Genomic DNA, 25,582 nt, shown 5'->3' on the forward strand with positions numbered 1-25,582 from the left:
CGGTCAGCGCGGGTCGGTGGACCGTCGAGGGATCAGACGCATGGGCACGACCACGCTCTCGGGCTCGCGTGTGCGATCGGCGAGGCGCGTGACGGCGAGGCGGGCGGCGATCCGGCCGAGCTCGTCGACCTCGCCGGACACGACGCTGATGCCGAGCACTCGAGCCCATTCCGGATCGTCGAAGCCGATCACGGCAGGTGGTGCGTCACTCTCAGCGATCTCCTCCATGACGCCGAGCAGCACCCGGTTGTTGCCCGCGACGATCGCGGTGGGCGGGTTGTCGAGAGAGCGCAGCTCGCGCACGCTCGCGCGGGATGAGGCGACGTCGTGCGCGTCGGTTCGGAGGAACTCGCGCCACTGGACGTCGGAGTCGTCGAGGACATCGCCCATACCCGCGAGGCGCTGACGGTAGGTGGGGAGCCAGGCGTAGTCGCCGATGAACGCGATGCGCCGGTGGCCGCGCTCGATGAGGTGCCGTGCGACCAGCCGACCGCCTTCGCGATTGTCGAAGACGACGGAGTCGGCGGCGACGTTCTCAGCCGGACGGTCGACGAAGACGACCGGGATGCCGCGAGCCTGCAACTGCGCGTAGTCGCTGTGGTCGACCATCGACGACACGGTGATGACGGCCTTCGTCTGACGATCGGCGAGGTCGAGCGCCACGCGCTTCTCCTGCTCCGGGGATTCGCGCGAGTTCGCCACGGACAGGTGCATGCCCCGTGGTCGGATCTCGTCTTCGACGGCTTGTGCGAGTGCCGAGTAGAAAGGGTTCGTGAAGTCGCCGGTGATGAGACCGATAGAGTCGGCGAGGCGTCCACTGGCCAGGAGGCTGGCGGCGGCGTTGCGCTGGTAATCGAGATCTGCGGCCGCTGCGAGCACGCTGTTGAGGGTCTTCTCACTCACATACGACTCCCCGCCGAGCGCACGCGAAGCCGTCTTCAGACTCACCCCGGCACGGGCGGCGACCTGCGCGAGCGTGGGGCGAGGGGCAACGCCGTCGTCTTCTGGTCTCATCGTCTTCCTTGCCGCGCTTCGAGCGATCTGCTCATTATGACGCGTGCGGAGACAGGAGATGCACCTTCCCCACGCCGCGACCGCTGTGATAGGTTCCTCATCATATGACAGCGATGTCATACCGCCCCGCGCAGGCTCACCCGGCATCTGCGACAGGCGAACGACACACAGTGGTGGAGTTTGAGGAGCACATCATGACGGTTGCCCGTCCGAGAAGAGAACGACCCCTGAGCCGCGGCTGGATCGCTGCAGGCGCAGCCCTGACGGTGACCCTCGCGATGCTGACGCCCATGCCGGCGGCAGCCGCCGCAGGAGGCGCTTTCTCATCGTCATTCGAGTCTGCCGATGCCGTCCCCGTGCTCACGGGAACAGGTCAGCCCGTCAATGTGACCGGCAGTCGGTTCGTGCCGGGCAGCATGCTGCCGAGCATCGCGCCGAACGGTGTGACCGCGTCGGCCGAGAATCCTCCCAACGAGGCCGCGACGTTCGCCGCCGACGCGAACGCGTCGACCAAGTGGCTCGCCTTTGCACGCACGGGCTGGATCCGGTACCAGCTCACGGCTGCGCAGCCCCTGCTCCGTTACACGCTCACGTCGGGCGCTGATGCCTCCGAGCGCGACCCCAAGAACTTCCGGGTGCAGGGATCCGACAATGGCACCGACTGGACCACCGTCGACGAGCGCACGGACGAGATGTTCACCGGTCGCGGCCAGACCCGCACTTTCGACCTCGCCGCTCCGAGCGCCGCATATCAGTACTACCGGCTCGAGGTCCTCGAGACCCGCGTCGCCACGACGGGACTCGTTCAGCTCGCCGACTTCGAGCCCCTCACGGCGACCGACGGCGTTCCTGTCGCGCAGGATCTGCGCCTCGCCATCGGCAACGGCCCCACGGCATCCGACACCGCGAAGACCGGCGTCGGTTTCACCGGTACCAAGGCCGTGCAGTACTCCGGCCGCCATCTGGCCGACGGGCCCGCCTCGTCGACCAGCACCCTGTACAGCGACGTCGACATCGACGTGGCTGCGGACAGCGAGCTCTCCTACCTCGTGTTCCCTGTGCTCGACGGTGAGCAGACCTATGCTGCGACGTTCGTCGCTGTCGACCTCGCGTTCGACGACGGTACGACGCTCTCGGCGAGTGGTGCCGTCGACACCTATGGATACGGCACGGATGCGCGCCAGCAGGGACTCTCGAACGCGCTCTGGCCGAACCAGTGGAACAAGGTGACCGTCGACCTCGGCTCGTTCGAGGGGCGCACGATCGACGACATCCTGTTCACCTACGACCACCCGGGATCCGACGTGAAGGGCATCGAGGTGCCCACCGGAGCGACCTCCTTCACGGGCTGGCTCGACGACATCGAGATCGGTGTCGCCGCCGCACGGGACACCTCGGACGGCTTCGTCTCCTATGTGGACACCCGTCGGGGCACGAACTCGACCGGCGGCTTCTCGCGCGGGAACAACCTGCCTGCCACCGCCTGGCCCAACGGATTCAACTTCATCACACCGATGACCAACGCCGACAACGTCGGGACGATCTACCAGTACCAGCGCGCGAACAATGCGCAGAACAGGACCGGTCTCAACGGCATCGGCTTCTCCCACCAGCCCAGCATCTGGATGGGAGATCGCAACCAGATCGCCGTTCTTCCCGCCGCGAACGCCAATCCCACCTCGAATCTGAACGACCGCAGGCTCACGTTCTCGCACGAGAACGAGATCGCGCGCCCCGACATCTACGACGTCACGTTCGACAACGGCATCCGCACTGCGGTGACAGCCACCGATCATGGCGCGATCTATCGGTTCGAGTTCGCAGGTGATGCGAGCTCGATCCTGATCGACCAGCTCGTCGACTCGTCGAAGCTGACGATCTCGGGCGACACGGTCAGCGGCTGGGTCGACGGCGGATCCGGGTGGCCGGGGCGCACGCGTATGTTCGTCTACGGCACGTTCGACCGCGCCCCGTCCGCGGCGGGACCCACCACGGTGGGTAACCGCAACGCCACCGCGCGCTATGCGGCATTCGATACGACCAGCGACCGCACGGTCGAGCTGCGGCTGTCGTCGTCGTTCATCTCGCAGGAACAGGCCGAGAAGAACCACGGCTTCGAGGTCGAAGGCGTCTCCTTCGATGAGGCGCATGCCGCCGTCAAGGATGCGTGGAACGAGCGACTCTCCGTCGTGCATGACGTCAAGGGGGCCAGCGACACCCAGCTCGTCACCCTCTACTCGAGTCTCTACCGACTGAATCTGTACCCGAACTCGCAGTTCGAGAACACGGGTACCGAGACAGACCCCGTCTTCAAGTACGCGAGCCCTGTGTCGGCGACGACCGGGCAGGCCAGCGACACCCAGACCAACGCCAAGATCGTCGACGGCAAGGTCTATGTGAACAACGGCTTCTGGGATACCTATCGAACCGCGTGGCCGCTGTACTCGTTGCTCTACCCCGAGGTGACAGAGGAGCTCGTCGACGGCTTCGTGCAGCAGTATCGCGACGGCGGCTGGGTCGCCCGATGGTCCTCCCCCGGCTATGCGGATCTCATGACCGGCACGAGCTCCGACGTCGCCTTCGCGGAAGCGTATCTCGCCGGCGCCCTCAGCACCGATACGGCACTCGAGGCGTACGACGCCGCGGTCAAGAACGCCACGGTGCTCCCGGCATCCAACGCCGTCGGCCGCAAGGGCCTCGGCCAGTCGATCTTCCTCGGGTACACCGAGGAGACGACGCACGAGAGCGCATCGTGGGGTCTCGAGGGCTACATCAACGACTTCGGGATCTCGGAGATGGCGAAGGCCCTCTCCGAGGACCCGAACACCCCGGCCGATCGCGTGGCGCAGCTCGAGGAGGAAGCCACGTACTTCGAGGCGCGCGCCGAGCACTACGTCGAGATGTACAACCCCGAGGCGGGCACGTTCACCTCCCGCAATGCCGACGGCACCTGGACCTCGGGCGCCGACTTCGACAAGAAGGCCTGGGGCGGTGCCTTCACGGAGGCGAGCGCCTGGACCTTCGGGTTCCATGCTCCGCACGACGTGGACGGCCTGGCCGCCCTCTACGGCGGGCGCCAGGGACTCGTCGACGTGATGCACGACTTCCTCACCACGCGAGAGAAGGCCGACTACTCCGGCATCCACGAGGCGAGGGAAGCGCGCGACGTGCGACTCGGGATGCTCGGCATGTCGAACCAGATCGCACATCACATCCCCTACGTGCTCGCCGAAGCCGGTGACCCGTCGGGGGCGCAGGAGCTGATCCGCGACATCCAGGACCGTCTCTTCGTGGGTTCCGACATCGGCCAGGGGTATCCGGGCGACGAGGACAACGGCGAGTTCTCGGCCTGGTACGTGTTCTCGGCGCTGGGCTTCTACCCGCTCGAGGTCGGCTCCGGCGACTACACCATCGGCTCACCGCTCTTCGACAGTGCGACGCTCTCGATCGGTGACAAGGAACTGGTGATCAACGCTCCCGGAGCATCCGCGGGCGACAAGTACGTCGCAGGCGCCAGCATCAATGGCACGGCGATCACCGAGACGACGTTCGACGGCGACCTGGTGCGCGACGGCGGCACGCTCGACTTCACCATGAGCGCGACGCCTTCGACCTGGGGCGCCAAGGACCTCGACGAGAAGCTCGACGTGCCCACCACGCTGGTGGATGCGACGAAGGTCGGCCGCGGAGTTCTGGCGGCGACTGACGGCACCCCCGTCGGTGCTCTGGCCGACGACAGCATGAACTCGAAGGTCTCGTTCTCGGGCGACACCGCCGAGCTCGTCTGGACCTCGCAGTCCGGACCCGTCTCCATCGGTCAGTACACGCTCACCAGCGCGGCGAAGACGAATGCCCCGTCCAGCTGGAAGCTGGAGGGTTCGCTCGACGGCAGCACGTGGACCGAGCTGGACAGTCGCTCCGGTGAGTCGTTCACGTGGGACTCGCAGACGCGCCCCTTCACGGCCGCGAACCAGGATGGCTACACGAGCGTGAGAGTGACGTTGAAGACGGATGCGGCGACGCTGGCACTGTCGGAGATCGAGCTCTTCGCCTCCGCCTCGGCGGCAGACGGATTGTCGATCGCGCCCGGTGCGCCGCAGCGTGTGGCGGTCGACCGCGAGTTCTCCGGCCCGCTCGCGACCGTGGTCGGGACGGAGACCGAGGCCTCCGGCTACACCGTCACCGTCGACTACGGTGATGGCGCTCCGGTGGATGAGGTGAAGCTGATGCGCGACGACCTCGGCGGATGGAAGGTGAGTGCGCCGCACACCTTCACGGTGCCGGGCACTTACTCGGCCGCCGTCACGGTGCGGGACTCGGCAGGTGCGGTGGCTCAGACCACCGCGACGGTCACCGTGTTCCGAGACGAGACGCTGAACGGCGCCTTCAACAACGTCTGCATCGGCGACCTCGGTGTCACGGCTGCGAACTGCGATTCACAGGGCCACGGCTACTTCCGCGACAAGATCAACGCCGACGGGTTCGTGCAGGGTCAGACCCTCACGGTCCCCGGGACGACGCTGACTTACGACCTCCCGGCGATCCCGGCGGGGGCTCCCGACAACATCACAGGTGAAGGACAGACGGTCAAGGTGTCGTTCGGTAGCGGCGCGAAGCAGATCGCGTTCATCGGAACGGCCACCGAGAGCAATCGCGACTCCATCGCGACGCTGCACTTCACCGACGGCTCGACGCAACAGGTGACGATCAGCCTCGGCGACTGGGTCGGTGCATCAGGGAATCCGTACAAGAGCAATACCGTGCTCGCCGTCTCGGAGGGACGCCTCTCGGGAACCGGTGCTGAGGGGTCGGTCAAGAACACCGCCATCTATGCCACGGCTCCGATCGATCTCGCGGTGGACGAGGACGGTGTCGCCAAGGTCGTCGAGTCGCTCACGATGCCGAAGGAGGCCGGCTCGCTCAACGATGGACGCGTGCACATCTTCGCGATCGCTTCCGATGGCGAGCGTGCGGCCATGGAGCCGTTGAGCGTCACGGCTGGCGCTGTGGGAGAGCAGATCGCGGGCGAGGAGTTCGAGGCGTCCCTCGCCGTCATCGCGGGCGGACAGGGTGAGACCTCGGCGGTCGTGAACTGGGGAGACGGCTCACCCGTCGCGCCGGTGTCGATCGTGGACGGCGCCGTCACCGGCACCCACACCTACTCCGTCGCCGGCGCCTATGCGGTGACGGTGACGGCGGACGACGGGGTGCGGTCGGCTGGGGCGCAACTCGAGATCGCGGTCGTCGATCCCGAGCCCGAGTACACACCCGAGATCCAGGTGACTCCCACGGCGACGCCGGGCGACACCGTGACGATCACCGGAACGGGCTTCGCGCCGAAGGAGAACGTCTCTATCCGCATCGACGATGAGACCCCGGTACAGACATCGGCCGACGAGAGCGGTCGTCTCGATGCCGACCTGATGGTGCCGGTCGATGCGATCGATGGTTCCCACCCGGTGATCGCGCTCGGCGAGGTCTCTCAGGTCGAGGCTCGTGCCTCTGTTCTGGTCGCTGCCGATCCGCAGGCCCCGCGCAAGACCTCGGTGGCGCTCGCGGCCGGGGCCGACGATCCGGTTGCCGGCGAGTCGATCCCCCTGGTGGCGACGGTGAAGCCTGCGGGTGCCGCCGGCAAGGTCGACTTCTTCGAGGGGGACGATGTCGTGGGCTCGGCCGAGGTCACCGGCGGTACGGCCACTGCCGATGTCACCATTGCGACCTCGGGCGTGCACACCTACGTGGCGCGCTTCATCCCGTCCGACGAGACGGCCTACCGTGGCTCGGAGTCGTCACCGCTCACGATCGACGCGCGCGACACCCCGGTGCTGCAGGCGGAGCTCGTGATCGGAGCGAGCACGGTGGCGCAAGGCGGCACCGTGCAGGTGACGGGGCGGGGATTCGGCTCCGGAGAGACCATCTCGCTCACGCTCCACTCCGAGCCCCTCCACCTGGCTGAGGTCGTCGCCGACGCGAACGGTGCGTTCCGCGTGGAGGTGACGATCCCGGCAAAGGCGGAGGTCGGTGACCACACGCTGATCGCCGTGGGAGCACGCACAGGACTGACAGCACAAGGAGACCTCACTGTCACGGCCGCGACTGGCGCAGGTGGCGGTCTCGCCGGCACCGGTGGTGCGGTTCCGGCCGCGGTGATCGCGATCCTGTTCCTGCTCGTGGTGACCGGGGGTGTGCTCGTGACCCGTCGGCGCCGCATGGAGTCCTGACCCCTTGCGAGAAGAGGCCGCCCTCCCCGTGATCGGGGAGGGCGGCCTCTCAGGCTGATCGAGCGAGGCTCAGATCACAGAGGTGAGCTCGTGCGGCGCGACGTTCAACCGCTCTCCCCCGTCGGCCGTGACCACGACGATGTCCTCGATGCGGGCACCCCATTCGCCGGCGAAGTAGATGCCGGGCTCGATGCTGAACGCCATGCCCTCGCGCAGCACCAGATCGTTGCCCGGGGCGATGTAGGGCTCCTCATGCACCGAGACGCCGATGCCGTGCCCCGTGCGGTGCAGGAAGGCCTCACCCAGGCCCGCCTCGGCGAGCACGCTTCGCGCTGCGGCATCGACCTCGGCTGCGGTGATTCCTGGACGCACGGCATCCACGGCCGCCTGCTGCGCCCGCACGAGAACTGCGATGCGCTCAGCCGCTGCGGCGTCGGGGGCGCCGACGGCGTAGGTCCTGGTGCTGTCGGAGTTGTAGCCGCTCGGCACCGCGCCGCCGATGTCGACCACGACCACATCGCCGCTCTCGATCACCCGGTCCGAGACCTCATGATGCGGGTCGGCGCCGTTCGGACCCGACCCGACGATCACGAACTCGACCGTGCGGTGGCCCTCGGCGACGATGGCCTCGGCGATGTCGGCGGCCACCTGGCGCTCGGTGCGTCCTGCCCGCAGCCACTCGTGCACGCGGCGGTGCACCGCGTCGATGGCGTCGGCTGCTCGACGCAGTTCTGTGATCTCTTCGGCGTCCTTGATCATCCGCCCCTCCCGCAGCACCGGAGTCGCGAGCTCGAGGCGCACGCCCAGTCGTTCGCCGATCGGGATGACGTGCAGGGCGGGAAGGGCGTCGGAGACACCCACGCGCGATGCGGTGCCCACGGTTGCGGTGACCAGTGCATACGGGTCTTCACCGTCGACCCAGTCGGCGATGGCGAGTCCGAGCTCGCCCACCGCGGTGGTGCGCACCTTCGCCAGCTCCATCCTCGGCACCACGACCGTCGGGGTGACGCCGGGTCCGAGCACCAGAGCTGTGAGTCGCTCGATCGTGTCGCCCTCGACGCCGACCAGATACTGCAGATCGGGGCCCGGTCCCACGATGATGGCGTCGAGCCCGGCCTCGGCGGCGAGGGAGGCGGCACGGGCGAGGCGGGCGGCGTAGACGGCGGCGGTGAAGGGCAGTGTGCTCACGGGCTCCACGCTACTGCGCGTCAGCTGATCGCGACACGGATGCGCTCGGCCAGGAAAGCGAGGTCTGCCTCCGTGAGATCGGTCACCGCATACGCGGTAGGCCAGACGGTGCCGTCGTCGAGGTTCGAGATCGGCTCGAAGCCGAAGGTGCCGTAGCGCACCTTGAACTTGCTCGCCGGCTGGAAGAAGCAGAGCACCTTCCCGTCGCGACCCCACGCCGGCATCCCGTAGTACGTGCGAGGGACGAGCTCGGGGGCGACCTCGGAGACGAGAGCGTGCAGCTTGTTCGACAGAGCCTGGTCTTCGGGAGTGAGCTTCTCGATGGCCTCCTTGAGGTCGGCCTCCCCCGCTGCCCGCAGCTCTTCCGGTGACTTCTTCGCCCCGGAACGCCGTGTGCGGGCCTCCTTCGCGGCAGCCTGCATGGCCTCGCGTTCCTCGGCGCTGAAGTTCTTCTCGTTCTCGGCCATGATCGGTCCTCTCGATGTGCTGCCGGTGTGGTGCTCACACTACGGAGGAAGGACACGGATGCGCTTCTCGATTCCTGATCGATCCCTCGCCGCGCCGCGCCCGAGTGCCAGACTGACGCCATGACGACAGTCTTCACCGGCCGCATCCGCCCGTTCGCGCCGAGCACAGACATCGAAGTCGAAGCCATGGCGGTCGACGACGCCACGATCGTGGCCGTGGGTTCGGCGGAGGAGATTCGCCGCACCTACCCCGACGCCGAGATGGTCGCACTCGACGGATGGGTCATGCCCGGGCTGATCGAGCCGCACGGGCATCCCGGGTTCGCCGCGATCCTGCTCTCGGACCTGGTCGTCGACCTCCGCCCCGTGGTCGTGCCCCGGGCCGAGGACGTCCTCGCAGCTCTGCGCACGGCGGTCGCGGAGGCCGACGGGGAACCCGTCTTCGCGAACGGATGGGACTCGCTGCTGCAGCGCGGACTCCCCGATCCCGACATCCGCTTCCTCGACGAGCTCGCCGGCCGTGTTCCTCTCGTCGTGATCCACAACTCCGGGCACTCGGTCTACTTCAACACCGCCGCCGCGCTCGCTGCGGGCATCGACCGCACCACACCCGATCCGGTCGGCGCCTCGTTCGGTCGTGATGCCGAGGGGGAGCTCACCGGCGTCGCGCTCGAGGCGGCTGCGGTCGAGATGGTCGTCGCCCCGATGCTCGCCACGGCGCAGGAGCATCTCCCCCGCATCCTTCCTGCGCACCTGCGCGATCTGGCCGCGCGCGGCATCACCACCGTGTCCGACCTGTCGTGGAATCGAGGACTCGATCCGCTCATCGACGCCCTGCGCGCGAAGGGTGCGATGCCGGTGCGCCTGCGGTGGTACGAGATGTCCCGTCCGGGTGGGATGCCCTCCTCACGAGGCGGCGGCGATGCGTTCTTCCGCCAGACGGGCGTGAAGACGTGGTCGGACGGCTCTCCGTGGGTCGGCAACATCGCCACGTCCTTCCCCTATCTCGACACCCCGGCGACCCGTGCGCTCGGACTCGAGCCCCACCACATCGGGCGGGCGAACTACACCTCGGACGAGCTCTCGGCCATCGCCGAGCCCTATGCCGCCGCGGGCTGGCAGCTGGCCTGTCACGCGCACGGGGACCGCGCGATCGATGCGACCCTCGACGTCTACGCGCAGATCATCGCGCGGCACGGACTCACCGATCATCGGTTCCGGCTGGAGCACTGCGGCGCCATGACGCCGGCGCAGTTCGAGCGCGCGGCGTCTCTGGGAGTCACGGTCAGCCTGTTCGTGGACCACATCACGTACTGGGGCGAGGTGCTCGTCGATGACCTCTTCGGTCCGGAACACGGGGGCGCATGGGCGGATGCTGGCGCCGCGTTCGCAGCCGGTCACCGCGTGACGTTCCACAACGACGGGTGGGTCACCCCCGACGAGCCCTTCCGCAACATGGCAGTCGCCGAGACCCGCACCACCCGCAACGGGTATCGCATGCCCGGCGGCTCACCGGTCACCAGGGATCAGGCGCTCCTCGCGCACACGGTGAACGCGGCCTGGCAGCTCTTCAGCGAGCACGAGGTGGGTGCCCTCGCCCCCGGCCTCTTCGCGGACTTCATCGTGGTGGATCGCGACCCGGTCACGGTGTCCTCCGAAGACCTCGCCGCGACGCAGGTGAAGTCCACGTACGTGGCCGGTGTGCGAGTGGTCTGACGCGCTGTCATCGAGCGTCTTCGCCGACGGATAGTGTGTGATCCATGGACCTGCGTGTCGCGGCGTACGCGGTCGTCACCGATGACGACGGGCGGTTGCTGCTCGCGCGCTGGACCGAGGGCCGCCGCGTGGCGTGGACGATGCCGGGCGGCGGGCTGGAGGCCGGTGAGTCGCCGGAGGACGCGGTGCGTCGCGAGCTTCGCGAGGAGACCGGCTACACGGTCAAGGTCGGCGAACTGCTCGGCATCCATTCCCGGGTGATCCCCGCCGGTCGTCGCGTGCAGAAGGCCGCGGATCCGCTGCATACCCTGCGCATCGTGTACCGTGCCGAGGTGACGGGTGGCAAGCTCCGGTTCGAGACCGGCGGTTCGACCGACATGGCCGAGTGGTTCCCCCTGAAGACGGTCGCGGAGCTGCAGCGCGTCAAACTGGTCGACATCGCGCTCAGGATGGCCGGCATCCTCTGACCGACCCTGTCGACGTGCGGCGCTCGTGCCGCGAACGCGGCGATGAGGATCAGCGCTCTTCGGGCACCGAGATGTCGGCGACGATGGCGCCGTATGCGGCGATCAGGTCGTCCGCCTCGACGAACAGGCTGTACCCATGGGCACCCGCGCCCATGGCGATCCGCTCACCGACGATCGACTCGTCGGCGTAGATCGGCCAATCCGTGGTGCTGCCGATCGGGACGATGGTTCCCCGTTCGTAGCCGGTCGCCGCGAGCGCCAACTCGGGCTCGGGCAGGCGCAGTTTGTTCACACCGACCAGAGCACGCAGCTTGGGCCAGGAGATCGATCGACCACCCGGCACGAGCGCGAACAGGAACGTGTCATCCGAACGCTTCACGACGAGGGTCTTCACGATGCCCGACGCCGGGATGCCGAGCAGTTCTGCTGCCTCGAAGAGGCTGCCGGCGGCGGGTCGTTCGCGGATCTCGATCTCGAGCCCCCGGGCCGCGGCCGCCTCCCTCACCCGGGCATGCTGATCGCCTCCGTCACCAGAGGCGACGGAGGCGGGGTCAGACGGCTTCACGCGTCGGGTGCGGCGAGCGGGTCGTCCGCGACCCAGAGCTCATCGTCCGCGCGCAGCGTCTGCCATGCGGCGTAGAGCACACCGACCGCCGCGGCAGCACCGAGGATGATCGCGATGATGGAGCCCAGGCCGGGGCCCGACTTCTGCGGCGCGGTCGCCTTGCGCACCTTCACGGCGACGCCGTGGCGCTTGGCGTTGGCGACGTCCCACGCGGTGAGAGCAGTTCCGACCACTCCGCCCACGATCGGCACGAACTTGTCGTCGACGACGTGCTTGCCGATCTTCACGCCGCGGTCGACGACCGGGGCGACACGGCGGTTGTACGTGTCCTGGATGACCGGCACGACCTGCTCACGATTGAGGTTGCCGAGCTGACGGCCGGCCTCACGGGCGACATCGGCGGCGTGACCGACGAGCACCTGCTGGTTCTCCCAGAGCTGGTTCGCGTCGTTCTGAAGACGACGCAGTTCCTTCTTCCGCTTGCGGCTGAGGCTCACGATGCTCTCCTGTCCATTGGAGTACGGGTTCCCCATCTTGCCACGAGAGGCTGGAAGCCGGGCGGGAATCGCCCGCCCCTTGCTTCTTCGACCGAACAGGGGTAGTCACCACGGCCAACTCACCGGAAGCTCTGCGAGAATGTTGACATGGCTCACGCTTCTCATGTCGCAACCCTGCACACCAACCACGGTGACATCGTCATCAACCTCTTCGGTGACCACGCCCCGAAGACGGTCAAGAACTTCGTCGGCCTGGCCGACGGCACCCAGGAGTGGACCGATCCCGCCACCGGCAAGCCCGGCGAGGGACCTCTCTACAAGGACGTCATCTTCCACCGCATCATCCCGAACTTCATGATCCAGGGCGGCGACCCGCTCGGACAGGGCGTCGGCGGCCCCGGCTACAACTTCGACGACGAGATCAACATGGAGCTCAACTTCAACGAGCCCTACATCCTCGCGATGGCCAACGCGGGCCTGCGTCGCAACGCCATCACGGGCAAGCCCGAGGGTACCAACGGGTCGCAGTTCTTCATCACGACCGACCCGACCCCGTGGCTGCAGGGCAAGCACACGATCTTCGGCGAGGTCGCCGATGACGCCTCCAAGGCCGTCGTCGACGCGATCGGCGCTGTGCAGACCGGTGCGGGCGACCGCCCCGTCGAGCCGGTCGTGCTGCAGTCGATCGACATCGTCGCGGCCTGACGACAGCTGCGGCCGATCCGGATGACCACGCCTGAGTTCACGAGCAATCGCGACAACTTCTGCTACCGGCATCCGGATCGGCAGAGCTTCGTGCTCTGCCAGCGGTGCATGCGCACCATCTGCCCCGAGTGCCAGACACAGGCGCCCGTGGGCGTCATCTGCCCGGAGTGCATGAGCGCCGATCGCAAGAACCGCACTCCCGCGCAGAAGAAGGCGGCACGACGCTGGCGCGGCGGCGGCGCCACCATGGCGATGACCCGCGGCGGCAAGCCGGTCGTGACCTACGCGCTGCTCGCGGTCACCTCGTTCATCGGCCTGGTTCAGTTGATCCCGGGGTTCAAGGAACCGATCATTCAGGCTCTGGGATTCTTCGCCCCGTTCCTGTACCCGAATCTCTTCGCCGTGCCCTTCGAGCCCTGGCGTCTTCTCACCGTGCTGCTCGTGCACGGGAGCTTCATCCACCTGGCGCTCAACATGCTCGCCCTGTGGATGCTGGGTCAGAGCCTTGAGCCCATGCTCGGCCGCACCCGGTACCTCGCTCTGTATCTGATCAGCGGTCTCGGGGGATCGGTGATGGTCGCCATCCTCGCGCCGGGTTCGTGGACCGTGGGAGCCTCCGGGGCGATCTTCGGACTCCTGGCTTCTCTGCTGATCATCGGCCGCCACATCGGCGCGAACGTTACCGGGATCCTCGTCATCCTCGGCATCAACTTCGCCTTCGGCTTCTTCGCCGGGGGTATCTCATGGCAAGCCCACCTGGGTGGAGCCATCGTCGGCGCCCTCGTCGCCCTCATCTACGTCAAGACGAAGCGCCGAGAACAGCGCACCCTGCAGATCGTGCTGCTGTCCGCGGTGGTCGTCCTGTTGATCGTCGTCGTGGCGTTCGTGCCGCCGCTCATCCTTTTGTCCTGATCCCGAGTTGTTAACAGGGTTGTTAACCCCTGTGAATAACACCGGTGTAATTCTCCCCAGGCTGTGGATGGACCTGTGGATAACTTTCGCTCCAGATATGAGAAAGGCCCTCTCGCATCGCGAGAGGGCCTTTCTGGAAGAAGGGGGAGGGTCAGCGCCAGCGGGTGGTCATGAGGAAGCCGATCAGCGCGATGCCGAGGCCGATGGCCAGGTTCCAGTTCGACAGACCCGGGATCGGGTACTGCATGCCCGAGATGTAGAAGACCAGGATCCACACGAGGCCCAGCAGCATGAAGCCGATCATCACCGGCTTGAACCACACGGCGTTGGGAGCGGCCTCGCCTTCGGCGCGCTCGACGGCGGGTTCTTCAGTCTTGCGGTCACGTGCCATTCCGTCATTGTACCCATCAGAGCTGTCCTCCGCCGAGGCACATATGCCCGCACAGACGGGGAGGCCTCGGCGTCCGCCCAGCGTTCCCGGATATGATCACCGCATGACTGCATCCGTCGTGCCTGGGGGGCGACGTCCGCGGCGGCAGCGACCACGCTCTCGCGCGACGTTCGCGAGTGTACTCGGCGAGCTCCTCCTCACCGCCGGCGTGGTGGTCCTCCTCTTCGTGGCCTGGCAGATGTGGATCGGCGACATCATCATCAGCGCCCAGAAGAACGATGAGGGTGCCGCTGTCTCGCAAGCCCTCGCACAAGCCGAGGCACCAGAGCTCCCGCCGGTCGTCGAGGGTGAAGACGGTGTCACCACATACGTCCCGCCGGTCCCCGCAGCTCCGGCCGACGCCCAGTGGTTCGGACAGATGCACATCCCGCGATTCGGCGCGGACTACAACTTCGGGATCTTCGGGGGCACGAGCCGCGCACGCACCCTGGATCAGCAGGGCATCGGCGTCTACACGAACTCGAAGATGCCCGGCGAGGTCGGCAACTTCTCTCTCGCCGGACACCGCACCACCTGGGGCAAGCCGTTCAACCAGCTCGACAAGCTGCAGCTCGGCGACGCCATCGTCGTGGAGACGGCCGACGGCTGGTACACCTACCGCTTCCGCACCCTCGAATACGTGAAGCCCACGCAGACGGACGTGCTCGCGGATGTGCCGCAGATGCCGGAGCAGCAGACCGGAGAGCAGTACATCACCCTCACCGCCTGCTCCCCGCTCTACTCCCTCGCCGAGCGCATCGTCGCCTACGGGGTCTTCGAGAGCTTCCAGCCGCGCGCTGAGGGCCCGCCGACCGCTCTGACCGACCCGCCGCCCCCGCCGGCCGCACCATCGGTGTGATCGTGGACGTCGACAAGGGAGAAGACTGATGTACGCCGCAATCTGGCGCCTGCTGCCCGGTCCGTGGTGGCTGCGTGTGCTCATCCTCGTGGTCGTCATCGCCGCCGTGCTCTACGGACTGTTCTGGTATGTCTTCCCCTGGGTGAGCCCGATCATCGCTCCGGGCGAGGTCGACGTCGAATGACGCGAGTGCTCGTGGTCGACAACCACGACAGCTTCGTGCACACCCTGGTCGGATACCTGAGCGAGCTCGGCGCCGAGACCGTGATGATCGAGTCCGACGCCACCGACGCCGCACAGCTCGAGCACATGCTCCCCGCATACGACGCGGTGATGCTCTCACCCGGGCCGGGCACCCCGGCCGACGCCGGTGCCTCGCTCGACGCGGTGCGCATCGCCACGCGGCTGCGCATACCGACCCTCGGTGTGTGCCTCGGGCATCAGACGATCGGTGAGGCCTTCGGGGCACCGGTGATCGCCGCGCCGGAGCTCATGCACGGCATGGTGTCGGCGGTCACGCACGACGGCTCCCCGCTGTTCGACGGCGTCCCCTCTCCGTTCGACGCGGGTCGCTATCACTCGCTGGCGCTCGCGGCGTCCGACCTGCCCTCCGATGTCATCGTGACCGCCTGGACCGAGAACGGCACGGTGATGGCCCTGGCGCACCGTGACCTGCCGCTGTGGGGTGTGCAGTTCCATCCGGAGAGCGTGCTCACCGAGGGAGGCTACCGGCTTCTGGCGAACTGGCTGGAGCTGTGCGGGGACGAGAATGCCGTGGCGCGCGCAGAGGACCTGCACCCGCTGTCGAGGTGACGGCGGGGTCGGCTCCCCGATCTGCGACCGCTATCCGGTGCAGAAGAAGATCTGCACCGACGAGCCGACGGGAACGTCACCCGGAGCCACCGACATCGAGTGGACGGTCGCCGGCTGTGTGGCCGGGCACTCCGCCGTCTCGGCCGGCACGGCGACCAGACCGAGATCGCCGAGGTTGGTCGTGGCGGCATCGACGGTCCAGCCGACGAGGTCGGTCAGCGTCACCTTGCCGCTGGCCACGACCAGGTTGATGACGGTTCCCGGATCCAATTCGGTCTCGGCCTTCTCACTGGCGGAGATGACGGTGTTCGCCGCCAAGGCCTTGTCGTTGCGTTGGATGACGGTGCCGAGCTCGAGCCCTGCCGCCTTCAGCGCGTTTGTGGCATCGCTGAGCGCCATGCCCTCGATCTTGGGCATGACCACGGTCTCTTCGCCCGCGGAGACGTACAACGTGACCGTGGATCCCTCCTCCACCGAGACGCCCGCTTCGGGGTCGGTGCGGATCACGTTGCCTTCGGCGACCTCGGAGCTCGTCTCGATCACGATCTTCGACGAGAGGTCGAGCCCTGCGAGGTCGTCCTGCGCGCGTTCCGAGGAGACGTTGACGAGGTTCGGGATGATCCGTGAGCTGCTCGACACCTCAGGGGGCCGCATGCTGATCGTGACGACCCAGAACAGCACGGAGGCCAGCAGCACGGCGAGCAGAGCCACGCCCGCCCAGATCCACGCGACCGGCGGACCGGACTGGGTTCTGGTCATGGTCGTGTCGGTGCTGAGCTGACGCAGCGACCGCGCGGTCTCCTGCGCCTGCCGCGGGCTCGCGCCGTAGAGCTCGCTGGTCAGCGCTCCGAGTTCCTTGCGGGTCGGAGCGTTTCCCGTCATGGCGGAATCCAAGGCCGCGCGGAAGTGCGCGGCATCCGGGTATCGCTGGTACGGGTCCTTCGCGAGCGCGCGGAGCACGATCGGGTCGAGGGTGCGGGGAGCTTCCTCGTTCACCTCGGTCGGAGGAACGGGGGTCTCGCTGACGTGCTGGTAGGCGACGGCCACCGGTGACTCGCCCCGGAAGGGCTGGCGGCCCGTCAGCAACTCGTACAGGACGACACCGGTGGAGTAGAGGTCGGCTCGAGCGTCGACGGGCTCGCCCTTCGCCTGCTCCGGCGAGAAGTAGGCGGCGGTCCCGATGATCTGGGTGGTCTCCGCCACGGTCGACGACGAGTCGGAGACGGCTCGGGCGATCCCGAAGTCCATCACCTTGACCTGACCCTTGTCGGTGACCATCACGTTGCCCGGCTTGATGTCGCGGTGCACGACACCGGCGCGATGCGAGTAATCGAGCGCCTCGAGGATGCCGTCGACGTAGCGCACCGCGTCGGCCACCGGCACGGGGCCGGCGGAGATGATGTCCTTGAGCAGGGTGCCCTTGACGAGCTCCATGACGATGTAGGGCGGCTCGTCGGAGCCGATCTCACTCGTCGACGGGTCGCCGGCGTCGAAGACGCGGACGATCGACGGATGCGACATGCGCGACGCAGCCTGCGCCTCGAGCCGGAATCGGTTGCGGAAGGCGGTGTCACGCGCCAGTTCGGGGTCGAGGACCTTGATCGCGACCTCGCGCCCGAGCGTCAGGTCGTACCCCCGGTACACCTTCGCCATTCCGCCATGCCCGATGAGCTCGTCGACGCGGTACCGGCCCGCGATGACTCGTGGCTCTGTGGACACGGATGACCCCCCTGGAAACTACTCTTGCTGAAACTGAACTACAGGTTACCCGTCGGTGCCGGTGTCCCCATCGCCGGGATTCGCTGCCGCGGTGATCGTGACCGAGAGCGGCGGAGAGGCGGCCGAGGTGCGCTGGTCGCCACCGGAGCACATGCCCTGGTAGGTGACGATGAGCTGCTGGCCCTCGGCGTCGGCGATCTTCACCTGCGTGTTGCGCTGGGTCGGCTGGAAGTTCGGTCCGCCCGAAACGAACGAGCCGTTCTGCACCGAGACGACGTAGCCGGAGAGGGTCGTGCCGCTGGGGCAGGTGAAGCCGGTACCCCAGGAGATCGTCACCGTGGAGCCGGCGACGGGGTCACCGGTGATGGTCGGGGCATCGCTCGGCGTCGGCAGACCGGCGCGAGCGGCGTAGACCGTCAGGGTGATCGGCTGGGTGGTCTCGACGTTGCCGGAAGGCGCGACGCGGTACACCGTGCCGACCTCGGCATCGGTGGGCGCCGGGTCGCCGTCGACGCAGGTGATCTCGCTGTTGAAGCCGGCTTCGGTCAGCGTGGCGGTGGCCGCCCCGCAGTCCTTGCCGTTCAGGTTCAGCGCGGTCACATCGACGCGGGTCACCTCGGGTGTCGGAGTCGGCGTCGGCGTCGGGGTGCGGGATGCCGACGCGCTGGGCGAGGCCGAGGGCTTGTCGTCGCCGTTGCCCTGGTTCGCCAGCATCGCCCACACCGTTCCGCCGAGCACGATGACCAGCAACGCGATCAGGGCGATCAGCGGCCAGGTCCACGGGCTGCGCTTCTTCTTCTTCTCCTCTTCCGCAGCGTCCTCGGTGGGCAGCTGAGCGGTGGTGGGGAGGATGCGCGTGGTGCCGTCGTCGCCAGAAGCGTTCAGAAGCCTGGTCGCGTCGTCGCCGCCGGCGATGCCGCCGGTCGCGATGGCGGGAACGGCGATGGCCGCCGAGTTCAGATCTCCGCGACGCAGGGCCTGGGCCGCGCGTGCCACCGTCGCCGATGACGACGGACGGTCACTGGGCTTCTTGGCGATCATGGCCATGACCAGGTTCTGCACCGGGATCGGAACGGTGGGAGGCAGGGGCGGCGGCTGCTCGTTGATCTGCGCCATCGCGATCGCCACCTGCGACTCGCCGGTGAACGGACGCTTGCCTGCCAGGCACTCGTACGCGACGATGCCCAGCGAGTAGGTGTCGGTCGCGGGCGATGCCGGGTGTCCTGATGCCTGTTCGGGCGAGAGGTACTGCACGGTGCCCATGACCTGACCGGTCGCGGTGAGCGGCACCTGGTCGGCGATGCGGGCGATACCGAAGTCGGTGATCTTGACGCGGCCGTCGGGCGTGATCAGCAGGTTGCCCGGCTTGATGTCGCGGTGCACGAGGCCGGCGGCGTGAGCCGCCTGCAGAGCGGAAGCCGTCTGGGCCACGATGTCGAGCGTCTTGTCGGCGCTCAGCGCGCCGTCGCGCTCGAGCACGGTCGAGAGCGCCTCGCCGGGCACCAGCTCCATCACGAGGTAGGCGCTGCCGTTCTCCTCGCCGTAGTCGAACACGCTGGCGATGCCCTCATGGTTGACGAGAGCGGCGTGACGGGCCTCGGCCCGGAAACGCTCGAGGAACCCGGGGTCCCCCATGTACTCGTCCTTGAGGATCTTGATGGCGACGGTACGTCCGATGACGTGATCCGTCGCTTCCCACACCTCGCCCATGCCACCGATCGCGATACGCGACTGCAGCTCGTAACGACCACCGAACGACACACCCTGCGTCGGCCTCATCTGCCCAGCACCGCCTCTATGACCTTCTTCGCAATCGGAGCGGCGATGGTGTCGCCGCTACCTGATTGTCCCTGTCCGCCGCCGTCTTCGACGACGACCGCTACTGCGACCGCGGGGTCGTTCGCCGGCGCGAAGCCGGTGAACCACAACGTATGCGGCCTGTTTCCGTTCTCTGCGGTGCCCGTCTTACCGGCCACGTCGATCCCGTCTATTCTTGCACCCTGGGCCGCGCCCGTAGCGACGCTCGCGACCATGGCCGCGGTCACGTTGTTCGCCACGTCGGCCTCCATCGCCCGTCCGAACTCGCTGTCCTGGAACGCCTTGATGACGGAGAGGTCGTTCCCGATCACGGCGTCGACCATGCGCGGGTTCATCACGACGCCGTCGTTCGCGAGTCCGGCAGAGACCATGGCCATCTGCAGCGGGGTCGCGGTGACCTTGCCCTGGCCGAATCCGGTCAGCGCGGTCTGGGCGTCATCGAGGGCGCGCGGGTAGCTCGAGGCCGTCGAGGTCAACGGCGTGTCGAACGTCTGGTTGAACCCGAGCTTGTCCGCCATCTCGCGGATGGTGTCGTCGCCGAGCTCCACGGCGAGCTCGGCCATCGGGATGTTGCAGCTGAGCCTGATCGCCTCGGCGATGGTGACCGTCTCGCCGGGGCCGCAGGTGCCGCCCCAGGCGTTGGAGACGCGGTTCGTCGAACCGGGCAGGGTGTAGGAGATCGGGTTCGGCAGCGTCGAGTCGGGAGTCCAGTTGCCTGTCGCGTAGGCAGCGGCCGCGACGACGACCTTGAACGTCGAACCGGGAGGGTTCAGATCTCCCGCGATCGCCCGGTTAGACAGCGGCTTGTTCGCATCGGCGACAAGCTGGTCGTACGTCGCGTTCGCCGCATCCGCGTCGTGCGTCGCCATCAGGTTGGCGTCGAAACCCGGGGTCGAGACCATCGCCAGGATGCGTCCCGTCTTCGGGTCCATCGCGACGACCGCGCCCTTGAGCCCGTCGAGGGCCTCGTAGGCAGCCCGCTGCGCCGCGGTGTTCAGGGAGAGCTCCACGCTGTAGCCGCGCTGCGGCTGGCCGGAGAGGATGCGCTCGACCTCGCCGAGGAACGCGTTCGAGCCGGTGCCGGAGAGCTCGGCGTTCATGGCCCTCTCGATGCCGGTGCTCGAGCCCAGAGCCGGGTTGAAGTACCCGGTCACCGGCTCCCACATCGGGGCATCGGTGTAGACGCGCTGGAACTGGTACCGGTCGTCGCTGGGCACCGAGCTGGCGATCGCGACACCGTCGACGATGATCGACCCTCGCTGGATCTCGTAGCTGTCGAGCCGGGTGCGCTTGTTGTTGCTGTTCTGGGCCAGCGCGTCCGCCTCGACGACCTGGATCCAGCTGGTCGCGGCGAAGAGGGCGATGAACATGAACAGCATGATGATGCTGAGACGGCGGAGTTCCTTGGTCATGTCAGCCGATCACCACCCGGGGCTGACGGCGCACCCCGTCGGAGATGCGCAGCAGCAGCGCCACGATGAGCCAGTTGGCCACGAGGGAGGAGCCGCCCGCCGCGAGGAACGGTGTGGTCAGACCGGTCAGCGGGATGAGGCGGGTGACACCACCGACCATGATGAACACCTGCAGCGCGATCGTGAACGAGAGCCCGGTGGCCAGCAGCTTGCCGAAGTCGTCCTGTCCCGCGAGGCCGATGCGCATGCCACGGCTCACGAACACCATGTACAGGCAGAGGATCGCGAACAGCCCTATCAGTCCGAGCTCTTCGCCGAGGCTGGTGATGATGTAGTCGCTGTGGGCCAGAGGTGTGACCTCCGGGCGGCCCTGGCCCCAGCCGGTGCCCATGAGTCCACCGCGTGCAAGCCCGAAGAGCCCCTGCATGGGCTGGTACCCGGCGCCGTCGGGGTCGACCTGATCGGCATCGAACAGGAACAGCCAGTTGATGAAGCGGCCCTGCACATAGCTGAGGATCTGCGTCGCGAGGGCGACACCGGCGACCACGAGGGCGAGGCCGATGAGCACCCAGCTGGTCTTGCCCGTCGCGACGTAGAGCATCGCGACGAACATGCCGAAGATCAGCGTTCCCGTGCCGAGGTCGCGCTGGAACACGATGATCCCCAGCGAGATGAGCCAGACGACGAGCACGGGGCCGAGCTCGCGCATGCGGGGCCAGGTGATGCCCATCACGCGCTTGCCGACGGAGGTCAGGCTCTCGCGGGTGCGCACCAGATAGCCGGCGAAGAAGATGGCCAGGCAGATCTTGGCGAGCTCACCCGGCTGGAAGGCGAACGCACCGCCGAGCGACACCCAGACGGCCGCGTTCGCGTCCGGGATGCGCAGGCCGGGCACGAACGGCAGCAGCAGGAGCAGGATTCCGGCGAGGCCGAAGATGTAGGTGTACCGGAACAGGATGCGGTAGTTGCGCAGCAGGATGACCACCGCGATCGCACCCGCGAGCGAGATCGCGGTCCACGCGAGCTGCTTGGTCGAGTAGGCGTTCCAGCCGGTGTTCTTGAAGGCGATGTCGATCCGATAGATCATCGCGATGCCGAGGCCGGTGAGCAGGGTCGCGATGGGCACGACGAACGGGTCGGCGTCTGACGCGACGAAGCGCAGCACGATGTGCAGGGCGAAGGCGAGAGCGGCGAGGCCGCCACCGATCGCCAGGATCATCGGGTCGATCACGCCGAGTGCGCCCAGCTGCACGAGCGTCAGGGCGGCGCCGCTGATCGCGCACGCGAACAGCAGCAGCCAGAACTCGCGGTTGCGCTGGTTCTGCGGCATCCGGATGCGCTTGAGGGCCTTGATGACACTGGTGTCGGCCGCGACGTCGGTGCTCATCCCTCACCGCCTTCGGGGGTGTCGACAGGCGTCGGCATGGGCGTGGGCAGCGGGGTCTCGATCGTGTTCGCGTCGGCACCCGCCTTGAGGCGGTCCACGATCGCCATCGCGTCGGAGAGGGAGCGCGCGGTGATGGTGCGCTCGACCGATGCCCGCTGGTACGGCGGCAGGTTCGCGAGGAGGATGTCGGTGTCCTGGATCGGGGTCGACAGCGTGATCGGTCCGATGTTCTGCTGCACGCCCTGGAAGATCACCACGCTGTCCTCGTCGGCGCCGATGAAGTAGCGCGTCTGGGTCCAGCTGTACGCGGCGAAGGCGGTCACGCCCAGCATCGCGATCACCACGAGAGCACCGGCGATCCAACCGAGTCGGCGGCGCTTGGCTCGACGACGATCCTCTTCGATGAGCTCCTCGAGGTACTCGGGGGCGGGCTCGAAGTGGCTCGGCTCGTTCGCGGCCTGGCGCACCGGGTGCAGCCAGTTGCCGCGGGGAGGGCGCACCGGGGGCACGTACACGCCGTCGGGGTTCGAGGCCGAGCCCACGATCGTGGGCGTGCCCGAGTGGATCGGGTGCTGACCGCCGACGTCGACCAGGACGATCGTGACGTTGTCGGGCGCTCCGCCGTCGAGCGCCTGCTTGAGGAGGTTGTCGGCGGTGCGTCCTGGAGCGAGGCCGAGCTGCATGGCCTTGAGGATGTGGGGTTCGTCGACCACGCCGGAGAGTCCGTCGGAGCAGAGCAGCCAGCGGTCGCCGGGTTGCGTGTGCATGACGAACATGTCGAGCTCGGGGTCGGAGTCCATGTCGCTGAGCACGCGCATGAGCACGGAGCGGCGGGGGTGGTAGCGCGCCTCTTCCGGGGTGATGCGGCCCGAGTCGACCAGGCGCTGCACGAAGGTGTGGTCGGCGGTGATCTGCGTCAGGGCGTCGTCGCGGTAGAGGTAGATGCGCGAGTCGCCGATGTGGCCGATGACCGCGTACTCGTCGACCATGATGATCGCGCTGACGGTGGTTCCGAGACCGGCGAGCTCCGGTCGATCCTTCGCGGCACGGATGAGGTCGCCCGCTGCCGTGGTGGCCGCGGCCTGCAGTGAGGCTTGCGCGTCTTCCGTCGACGCATACGGCTGGTCGAGGGGCTCCAGACGCTGGATCGCGATGCTCGAGGCGACGTCACCACCGGCGTGGCCGCCCATGCCGTCGGCGACGACGAAGAGGTTCGCTCCGGAGTAACCGGAATCCTGGTTGTTGGAGCGGACCTTCCCAGTGTGGGAGATCGCGACGCTCGAGCCTTCGAAGACCATGCCGGCGTCAGGCTCGCAGCTCGAAGGTCGTGGCGCCCACCTTGATGGGCGTGCCGAGCGAGAGGGCGACGGGCGAGCCGGAGACGCGCTGGCCCGCGACGAAGGTGCCGTTGGTGGAGTCGAGGTCCTGGATCGCCCAGCTGTCGCCGCGCAGCATCAGGCGCGCGTGGTGACTGGACGTGTAGTCGTCACGGATCACGAGAGCGGACTCACTGGAGCGGCCGATCGTGAGGGAGTCGGCGCTGAGCGGCAGCTCGAGGCCCGCCTTGGGGCCTGAGGTGATCACGAGGCGCTTGGCGGTCGCGACCGTCGCCGGTCCGGTCGACGGGCGGGCGGATGCCGGCTTCGAAACGGGGGCCGCGGGTGCACCCGCCGCCGCAGGTGCCCCTGCCGTCGCCTCGACGGGGAGCTTGCGCACTCGCACACCGAAGAGGTCGGCGCGCAGCGAGTACACGACACCGAACACGAAGAACCACATCAGGAGGAGGAACCCGATGCGCAGGAGAAGAAGGATCAGTTCACTCAACCGAGGGCTCCGAACGCTCGGGTGGCGTCGTCGCCTCTGGTCGCAGGACGCGAGGGTGCGGCCACGGGGACGATGCGGAACACCAGGTCGGTGCGTCCGATCGTGATCGTCGTGTCTGTCGGGAGGGCGGCTTCGCGCAGCTTCTGCCCGTTGACCTTCGTGCCGTTGGTGGAACCGAGGTCGCGCATCATGGCGCGCTCGCCGTCCCACAGGATCTCGACGTGCTTGCGGCTCGACCCCGCGTCAGCGATCGTGATGTCGGCATCCGAGCCTCGACCGATCACGGTGCGGGCGCGGGAGATGGAGTGGCGACGACCGTCGACGTCGACCACGGCCTGCCAGCTGACGCGGCCCTCGACGGTGCCCGAGCTCACGCGCACCGTGCCGGTGGCGACCTTCTCGTCGGCTTCGAGGCTGATCGAGAGCGGGCCCGCGAAGCTGTAGCCCTGCGACGTGGCGTGCGTGGTGAGAAGAGCGTGCAGCTCGTCCGTAAGGGCGCCGCCGAGCCCGCGCATCCGCTCCGCATCGTCGGCGCTCAGACGCACCACGAAGCTGTTGGGCGCGATGATGCGATCGCGGCTCACGACCGCGGCCTTCGTGTCGGCTTCACGCCGCAGCGCCGAAGCGATCTCCACAGGCTGGATGCCGCTACGGAAGGTCTTGGCGAACGCGCTGTTAACTGCGCGTTCGAGACCCTTCTCAAAGCTGTCAAGTAGTCCCACTGGGCTCCTCTGGCATGCCGACTGGTAGACACATCGTAGCCAGGTGTCCTGGGGGAACGCCGCCGATGGCCCTCCAGGCATGTGCAACGAGGCCGAAAACGCATGATATCTTTGGGAAGTTGAGTTCTTCGGAACGAGACACTCGCGCGAGTGGCGGAATGGTAGACGCGCTGGCTTCAGGTGCCAGTGTCCGTAAGGACGTGGGGGTTCAAGTCCCCCCTCGCGCACAGCGAGATGAAGGGCCCGGTCCATGGATCGGGCCCTTCGCTTTTCCGGAAACGCCGATCGATCGGGGCCACCCTGCGGCTTCGGCGCCCTTCATTCGGAGTCCGATGATCCCGAACGGGCGTGCCGCCGCAGAGACTCGCTGACCTGCCGCAGGTAGCGGGTGATCACGTCTTGTTCGGCCGGCGTGAAGGCGTCCAGTTCGGCGTCGATCCCCATGATCATGGGGATCAGGCGACCCATCGCCTTGTCACGCGACGCGCGCCGCGGAGCTACGAGGATTCCTCGGCGGTCGTTCGGGTGGGGTTCTCGGGAGACGTGATCGAGCGCGACGAGGCGGTCGACGGACGTGGTGGTCGCGCCCGCAGAGAGCCCCACTCTCCGCGCGAGCTCGGTCGGCGCCAGAGGACCGCTCATGAGCAGGTGCTCCATCACCTGCAGATCGGTGGGGTTGACCCCGAGTTCATCCGCGAGGGAGGACTCGAAGAGTTCGCTGAGTTCGATGAAGTCCCGAAGCAGGGCCGTCGCCGGACGGGCAGGGATGAAGTCCGCCCCGTCGGCGTCGAAAGGTGGCACCCCGCTCGATTGCATGACCTCCACGATATCGCTACTATCTTTCGA

The 25,582-nt window shown here is 67.6% G+C and carries 22 protein-coding genes and 1 tRNA gene; 9 read left to right on the top strand and 14 right to left on the bottom strand.

Annotated elements, in window-relative coordinates:
* Positions 1-3: 3 nt before the first annotated feature.
* The gene (locus ASC55_RS17505) at positions 4-1,014 is read right to left on the bottom strand and encodes a LacI family DNA-binding transcriptional regulator (protein ID WP_055875465.1); all 1,011 of its coding nucleotides are present in this window, start codon (positions 1,012-1,014) and stop codon (positions 4-6) included.
* 194 nt (positions 1,015-1,208) lie between these two features.
* On the opposite strand from ASC55_RS17505, the gene ASC55_RS11350 reads away from it, so the two are divergent.
* On the top strand, positions 1,209-7,235 hold the full coding sequence (locus ASC55_RS11350) for a GH92 family glycosyl hydrolase (RefSeq protein ID WP_162243053.1): 6,027 nt from the start codon (positions 1,209-1,211) through the stop codon (positions 7,233-7,235).
* Between the two features lie 69 nt (positions 7,236-7,304).
* Here the strand turns inward: ASC55_RS11350 and ASC55_RS11355 are convergent, their stop codons facing one another.
* Together ASC55_RS11355 and ASC55_RS11360 are read right to left on the bottom strand one after the other, a co-directional pair.
* The gene (locus ASC55_RS11355) at positions 7,305-8,423 is read right to left on the bottom strand and encodes a M24 family metallopeptidase (protein ID WP_055875471.1); all 1,119 of its coding nucleotides are present in this window, start codon (positions 8,421-8,423) and stop codon (positions 7,305-7,307) included.
* A gap of 20 nt (positions 8,424-8,443) precedes the next feature.
* Positions 8,444-8,890, bottom strand: coding sequence for a DUF1801 domain-containing protein (locus ASC55_RS11360; protein WP_055875474.1), 447 nt, complete (start codon positions 8,888-8,890; stop codon positions 8,444-8,446).
* Between the two features lie 120 nt (positions 8,891-9,010).
* Here ASC55_RS11360 and ASC55_RS11365 point away from each other — a divergent pair, with 120 nt between their 5' ends.
* Entirely contained in the window at positions 9,011-10,606 is a 1,596-nt protein-coding gene (locus ASC55_RS11365; RefSeq protein ID WP_055875477.1) for an amidohydrolase, read from the top strand.
* A 44-nt stretch (positions 10,607-10,650) separates the two neighbouring features.
* Complete coding sequence (locus ASC55_RS11370) at positions 10,651-11,073, top strand: NUDIX hydrolase (protein WP_055871579.1); 423 nt, start codon at positions 10,651-10,653, stop codon at positions 11,071-11,073.
* A gap of 49 nt (positions 11,074-11,122) precedes the next feature.
* Here the strand turns inward: ASC55_RS11370 and ASC55_RS11375 are convergent, their stop codons facing one another.
* Positions 11,123-11,578 (bottom strand): aminoacyl-tRNA deacylase, encoded by a 456-nt coding sequence (locus ASC55_RS11375; RefSeq protein ID WP_017829936.1) that lies wholly within the window; start codon positions 11,576-11,578, stop codon positions 11,123-11,125.
* Between the two features lie 56 nt (positions 11,579-11,634).
* Positions 11,635-12,135 (bottom strand): hypothetical protein, encoded by a 501-nt coding sequence (locus tag ASC55_RS11380; RefSeq protein ID WP_055871970.1) that lies wholly within the window; start codon positions 12,133-12,135, stop codon positions 11,635-11,637.
* A gap of 147 nt (positions 12,136-12,282) precedes the next feature.
* On the opposite strand from ASC55_RS11380, the gene ASC55_RS11385 reads away from it, so the two are divergent.
* Complete coding sequence (locus tag ASC55_RS11385; RefSeq protein WP_021201367.1) at positions 12,283-12,840, top strand: peptidylprolyl isomerase; 558 nt, start codon at positions 12,283-12,285, stop codon at positions 12,838-12,840.
* 21 nt (positions 12,841-12,861) lie between these two features.
* Positions 12,862-13,752: a rhomboid family intramembrane serine protease gene (locus ASC55_RS11390; RefSeq protein ID WP_055875480.1), complete on the top strand. Its 891-nt coding sequence runs from the start codon at positions 12,862-12,864 to the stop codon at positions 13,750-13,752.
* Between the two features lie 151 nt (positions 13,753-13,903).
* Here ASC55_RS11390 and ASC55_RS11395 read toward each other — a convergent pair whose 3' ends face one another.
* Complete coding sequence (locus ASC55_RS11395) at positions 13,904-14,143, bottom strand: cell division protein CrgA (protein ID WP_017829940.1); 240 nt, start codon at positions 14,141-14,143, stop codon at positions 13,904-13,906.
* Positions 14,144-14,246: 103 nt separating this feature from the next.
* Between ASC55_RS11395 and ASC55_RS11400 the strand changes: the two genes are divergently transcribed.
* Genes ASC55_RS11400 through ASC55_RS11405 form a run of 3 tightly spaced genes read left to right on the top strand, consistent with a single transcriptional unit; the run spans position 14,247 to position 15,854 of the window.
* A complete protein-coding gene (locus ASC55_RS11400; protein ID WP_055875483.1) occupies positions 14,247-15,041 on the top strand; it encodes a class E sortase in 795 nt (264 codons plus the stop codon).
* 28 nt (positions 15,042-15,069) lie between these two features.
* Positions 15,070-15,225 carry a hypothetical protein gene (locus tag ASC55_RS17640; protein WP_017829942.1) on the top strand — a complete coding sequence of 52 codons (156 nt, stop codon included), beginning with the start codon at positions 15,070-15,072 and terminating at the stop codon, positions 15,223-15,225.
* Entirely contained in the window at positions 15,222-15,854 is a 633-nt protein-coding gene (locus ASC55_RS11405) for an anthranilate synthase component II (protein WP_055875485.1), read from the top strand. The genes ASC55_RS17640 and ASC55_RS11405 overlap by 4 nt, the downstream gene beginning before the upstream one ends.
* A gap of 30 nt (positions 15,855-15,884) precedes the next feature.
* Here the strand turns inward: ASC55_RS11405 and pknB are convergent, their stop codons facing one another.
* Genes pknB through ASC55_RS11440 form a run of 7 tightly spaced genes read right to left on the bottom strand, consistent with a single transcriptional unit; the run spans position 15,885 to position 24,736 of the window.
* Entirely contained in the window at positions 15,885-17,573 is a 1,689-nt protein-coding gene (gene pknB / locus ASC55_RS11410) for a Stk1 family PASTA domain-containing Ser/Thr kinase (RefSeq protein ID WP_055875489.1), read from the bottom strand.
* A gap of 45 nt (positions 17,574-17,618) precedes the next feature.
* Entirely contained in the window at positions 17,619-19,352 is a 1,734-nt protein-coding gene (locus tag ASC55_RS11415; protein ID WP_235563315.1) for a protein kinase domain-containing protein, read from the bottom strand.
* Entirely contained in the window at positions 19,349-20,803 is a 1,455-nt protein-coding gene (locus tag ASC55_RS11420; RefSeq protein WP_055871591.1) for a peptidoglycan D,D-transpeptidase FtsI family protein, read from the bottom strand. Before ASC55_RS11420 ends, ASC55_RS11415 begins: the two co-directional genes overlap by 4 nt.
* A gap of 1 nt (position 20,804) precedes the next feature.
* Entirely contained in the window at positions 20,805-22,190 is a 1,386-nt protein-coding gene (locus tag ASC55_RS11425; RefSeq protein WP_017829947.1) for an FtsW/RodA/SpoVE family cell cycle protein, read from the bottom strand.
* The gene (locus tag ASC55_RS11430; protein ID WP_017829948.1) at positions 22,187-23,488 is read right to left on the bottom strand and encodes a PP2C family protein-serine/threonine phosphatase; all 1,302 of its coding nucleotides are present in this window, start codon (positions 23,486-23,488) and stop codon (positions 22,187-22,189) included. The genes ASC55_RS11425 and ASC55_RS11430 overlap by 4 nt, the downstream gene beginning before the upstream one ends.
* A gap of 7 nt (positions 23,489-23,495) precedes the next feature.
* Positions 23,496-24,014, bottom strand: a complete 519-nt coding sequence (locus ASC55_RS11435) for an FHA domain-containing protein FhaB/FipA (RefSeq protein WP_055875493.1) — start codon at positions 24,012-24,014, stop codon at positions 23,496-23,498.
* The gene (locus ASC55_RS11440) at positions 24,011-24,736 is read right to left on the bottom strand and encodes an FhaA domain-containing protein (protein ID WP_055875496.1); all 726 of its coding nucleotides are present in this window, start codon (positions 24,734-24,736) and stop codon (positions 24,011-24,013) included. The genes ASC55_RS11435 and ASC55_RS11440 overlap by 4 nt, the downstream gene beginning before the upstream one ends.
* A 144-nt stretch (positions 24,737-24,880) precedes the next feature.
* On the opposite strand from ASC55_RS11440, the gene ASC55_RS11445 reads away from it, so the two are divergent.
* Positions 24,881-24,963: transfer RNA gene (locus ASC55_RS11445), tRNA-Leu, on the top strand.
* Positions 24,964-25,054: 91 nt separating this feature from the next.
* Here ASC55_RS11445 and ASC55_RS11450 read toward each other — a convergent pair.
* On the bottom strand, positions 25,055-25,552 hold the full coding sequence (locus tag ASC55_RS11450; RefSeq protein ID WP_157559440.1) for a MarR family winged helix-turn-helix transcriptional regulator: 498 nt from the start codon (positions 25,550-25,552) through the stop codon (positions 25,055-25,057).
* Between the last annotated feature and the right edge of the window lie 30 nt (positions 25,553-25,582).

This window comes from Microbacterium sp. Root322, from assembly GCF_001425645.1.
Taxonomy (GTDB): domain Bacteria; phylum Actinomycetota; class Actinomycetes; order Actinomycetales; family Microbacteriaceae; genus Microbacterium; species Microbacterium maritypicum.